Origin of the sequence: Phytoactinopolyspora endophytica, from assembly GCF_004138495.1 — a bacterium.
Taxonomy (GTDB): Bacteria; Actinomycetota; Actinomycetes; order Jiangellales; family Jiangellaceae; genus Phytoactinopolyspora; species Phytoactinopolyspora endophytica.
This window is the reverse complement of the sequence record NZ_ML142850.1, coordinates 170607-174633: the sequence shown is the minus strand read 5'-3', so window position 1 is coordinate 174633 and position 4027 is coordinate 170607. Positions and strand designations below refer to the sequence as shown.

Here is a 4027-nt window from a genome sequence, read left to right as displayed (position 1 = left end):
GTCGGGGTCGTTGTGCTCGACCACGAACGGTCTCCGCGTTGCACGTACCATCGCGGCATGGTGAGACACATTCCCACGCCTGAACGGATCCCCGTGCCCGGCGGCAAGGTGATCGACGAGTTCGTCGGCCGGGTGGCGACCGGCACCGAGGGCGTCTCGGTAGCTCGGATGAAGGCACCGGCCGGCTGGGACGAGCCTGCCCAGACCCCGGAGTTCGACGAGGTCACACTGGTGCTGACCGGTGACCTCGTCGTGGAGCACGACGGTACCCGCACCGAGGTCTCCGCGGGCGAGGCGATTCTCACACCGGCGGGGCAGACCGTGCGATACGTCGCCGGTCCAGACGGTGCCGAGTACGTCGCCATCTGCGTCCCGGCGTTCGGCCCGGATCTGGCGCATCGGGTGGACGAGCCGTCGTAGCCGAAAAGGGCGGACCGATCTGTCTATTCGATTCGTGTTGAGGCGGTGATCGGCCATAGGCTAAGCCGCTGTGGTGACGATGCAGGACGCGCTGCAGGCGCTGACGAAGTACTGGACCGACCGGGGCTGTATGACGGCGCAGCCATTCAATACGGAGGTCGGCGCCGGGACGATGAACCCGGCTACGATCCTCCGCGTGTTAGGGCCCGAGCCCTGGAGAGTCGCTTACGTCGAGCCGAGCGTACGCCCGGACGACGCCCGGTACGGTGAGAATCCGAACCGGCTGCAGACGCACACCCAGTTCCAGGTCATCCTCAAGCCTGACCCGGGCAACCCGCAGGAGATCTACCTGTCGAGCCTCGAGGCTCTCGGCATCGACATACACGCGCACGACATCCGTTTCGTCGAGGACAACTGGGCGTCGCCGGCTCTGGGCGCCTGGGGACTGGGCTGGGAGGTCTGGCTCGATGGGCTGGAGATCACCCAGTTCACCTACTTCCAGCAGGCCGGCGGTATCAGTCTCGACCCGGTGTCGGTGGAGATCACCTACGGCATCGAGCGCATCCTGATGGCGCTGCAGGGCGTGACCCACTTCAAGGACATCGCGTACGCACCCGGCATCTCCTACGGCGAGGTGTTCGGGCAGAGCGAGTATGAGATGTCCCGCTACTACCTGGACGACGCCGACGTCGACGCCAACCGTTCGCTGTTCGACACGTACGCCGCCGAGGCGCAGCGGATGATCGACCAGCGGCTGCCCGTCCCGGCGTACACGTACGTGCTCAAGTGCTCGCACGTGTTCAACGTGCTCGACGCGCGCGGTGCCATCAGCACCACCGAGCGCGCGCAGGCGTTCGCGCGGATGCGTGGGCTGGCACGGGAGGTCGCGTCGTTGTGGATGGCTCGCCGGGAGGAACTGGGCCATCCGCTCGGCACCGGGGCGCCGTCCGCTCCGGCCGAGCCGCTGCTCCTGCCCGAGGTGTCCGACGCGCCGCCGTCACCGCCGGAAGGGCCTGCGCCGCTGCTGTTCGAGATCGGGACCGAGGAGATGCCCCCGGCCGAAGTGACCAAGACGGTGGCGGCGGTCCGCGCGTCGGTGACCGAGAAACTTGCCGCGACCAGGCTCGACCACGGCGATATCGTCGTCTATGGCACGCCGCGGCGGATCGTCGTGACGGTGGCCGACGTCGAGCCCCGTGAGCCGGATGCGCGGCGCACCGTCAAGGGGCCGCGGGCCAGCGCCGCCTACGACGAGTCTGGACAGCCCACCAAGGCGCTGTTGGGCTTCGCCCGTGGTCAGGGAGTCGATGTCGAGGGACTGAGCACCGCGGAGTTCGGCGGTCATGAGCACGTCGCGGTGACGGTCACGGATACCGGCCGGAGCGCGCCGAACCTGTTGTCCGCGTTGCTGGCCGAAGTGGTGTCCGGGCTGCGGTCGGACAAGAACATGCGTTGGAGCGATCCGTCGCTGTCCTTCACCCGCCCGATCCGCTGGCTGACCGCCCTGCTCGGAGAAGCCGTCGTACCGGTGCGAGTGTCAGCGCTGACCAGCGGCCGGACCACCCGGGTCCACCGGACCGCGGACGAGCCTGTTGTGCCGGTGAAGTCCGCCGCCGGATACCTGGAGTTCCTGTCTGAGCGCGGCATCATCGCCGACGCCGGCCTACGGCGGTCCGAGATCGTCGACGATGCGCGCTCCCTGGCGGAGCGAGTGGGCGGCGAGGTCGACGTCGACGGTGAGTCGGGGCTGATCGACGAGATCACCAACCTGGTGGAGCAGCCCAACACGCTGCTCGGCAACTTCGATCCGAAGTACCTGGAGCTTCCGGAGCAGATCCTCACGACGGTGATGCGCAAGCACCAGCGGTACCTCCCGGTGCGCGGAAGTAGCGGTGCGCTGGTGCCGAACTTCGTCGCGGTCGCCAACGGCGCCTGCGATGCAGCCGTCGTCCGGGCCGGCAACGAGTCCGTATTGCGGGCGCGCTACGAGGATGCGGCGTTCTTCTGGCGCGCCGATCTGGAGGTCGCGCCGGAGACGTTCCGGTCCCGCTTGACGCAGCTGACCTTCGAGGAGCGGATCGGCTCGATGGCGGAGCGCGCCGACCGGATCGGCGCGCTGGCCACGGTTCTCAGCGGTGACGTCGCGCTGAGCGGTGATGACGCCGTCAGCGACGACGACGCGGCGACGCTGACCCGGGCCGCGGCGCTGGCGAAGTTCGATCTGGCGTCGCAGATGGTCGTCGAGCTGTCCAGCCTGGCCGGCGTGATGGCCCGGGAGTATGCCCGCCGGGCCGGTGAGACCGATGCGGTGGCGCAAGCCCTGTACGAGATGGAGCTGCCGCGGCACACCAGCGACGCCCTGCCGCAGACGCAGCCAGGCGCGCTGCTCGCGTTGGCCGACCGTTTCGACCTCGTCATGGCGATGTTCGCACTGGGAGCGAAGCCCACCGGGAGCTCGGACCCGTTCGGGTTGCGCCGCGCGTCGCTGGGCATCGTGCGGATCCTGCGGACCCGGCCCGAGCTGTCAGTGGTGACGATCGACCGTGGGCTGTCGGTGGCCGCCGAGCGGCTGCAGGCGCAGGACGTCGAGGTCTCCGACGACGCGGTTGCCACAGCGCGCGAGTTCGTGGTCGCCCGGTTTGCCCAGCAGCTCCGCGACGAGGGCACTCCGGTGGAGTTCGTCGATGCCGTACTGCCCGGGGCCTCCGCACCGGGGAAGGCGGCGGACGAACTCCGGGTACTGCGTGAGCGCGCCGATGACGGAAAGTTCCGCGAGCTGGTGACCGCGCTGCAGCGGATCGCGCGGATCCTCCCGGACGACACGTCGCCGGAGTTCGACGCCGCGCGCCTGCAGGAGCCCGCCGAGGTTCGGCTGGCCGAGGCAGTGCAGGCACTGGGGGACTGGTCGAACGGGTCGGTGAACGCGTTCGCGGACGCCGGCACGATGATCGTCGACCCGGTGAACACCTTCTTCGACGAGATCCTCGTGATGGCGGAAGATCCCGACGTCCGCGCCGCACGCCTGGGGTTGCTCGCCGCGATCCTGCGACGCAGCCCGCGGACGATCAACTGGGCCGCACTGGACACGGCGCTCGGTCAGTAGGTCGCGCAGAATGGGCGAAGAGATCTCCAGGCGGCGGGTGACGCCGGGCGTATAAGCCCGGTTCGTCGGTGGCCCGGTTGGGCTTGAGCCTGGCGATCTCTTCGCCCATTCTGCGCGACTTGTCAATAGGACCGCGCGGTCAGGCCGACGGTTTCGCGGACATCCCTCCACTTCTCGAGCGCGGTCCGGATGTCGTCGCGCTGTTCGGCTTGAATGGCCTCGGCGTGTGCGGTGGTGAGCACGTCGCCGATCATCACCCGTTGGCCCGTGGAGGCGGACTGGACGGCCGCCTCCACCATCGCCAGGCTGAGCACGTTCTCGTGTGCCTCGCCGGACGGCACTGCACCAGTGCGCAGGGCATGCACGAACTCCGCCAATGATCCGGCGATCTCCTCCGGTCCTTCGACCCGTTCAGGTCCTTCGGCGGTGCGTGAACGCGCGGCCACGTCCTCGAGCGGCGCCGCGCCGGTCTGGTCCGGGACGTCGACGGTGGGCTCGTGGTCG

2 protein-coding genes and 1 pseudogene are annotated in these 4027 nt (G+C 69.0%); 2 read left to right on the top strand and 1 reads right to left on the bottom strand.

What is annotated here, in order from left to right:
* Positions 1–57 precede the first annotated feature (57 nt).
* Complete coding sequence (locus ELR45_RS04135) at positions 58–420, top strand: cupin domain-containing protein (RefSeq protein ID WP_129663685.1); 363 nt, start codon at positions 58–60, stop codon at positions 418–420.
* Positions 421–499: 79 nt separating this feature from the next.
* The gene (locus ELR45_RS04130) at positions 500–3523 is read left to right on the top strand and encodes a glycine--tRNA ligase (RefSeq protein WP_129664212.1); all 3024 of its coding nucleotides are present in this window, start codon (positions 500–502) and stop codon (positions 3521–3523) included.
* 122 nt (positions 3524–3645) lie between these two features.
* Here ELR45_RS04130 and ELR45_RS34560 read toward each other — a convergent pair.
* Positions 3646–4027 (bottom strand): annotated as a pseudogene (locus tag ELR45_RS34560) (hypothetical protein); the annotation flags it as partial.

Coding starts and splice junctions, on each gene's coding strand:
- ELR45_RS04135 (WP_129663685.1), top strand. CDS start 58: ATGGTGAGACACATTCCCACGCCTGAACGGATCCCCGTGCCCGGCGGC.
- ELR45_RS04130 (WP_129664212.1), top strand. CDS start 500: ATGCAGGACGCGCTGCAGGCGCTGACGAAGTACTGGACCGACCGGGGC.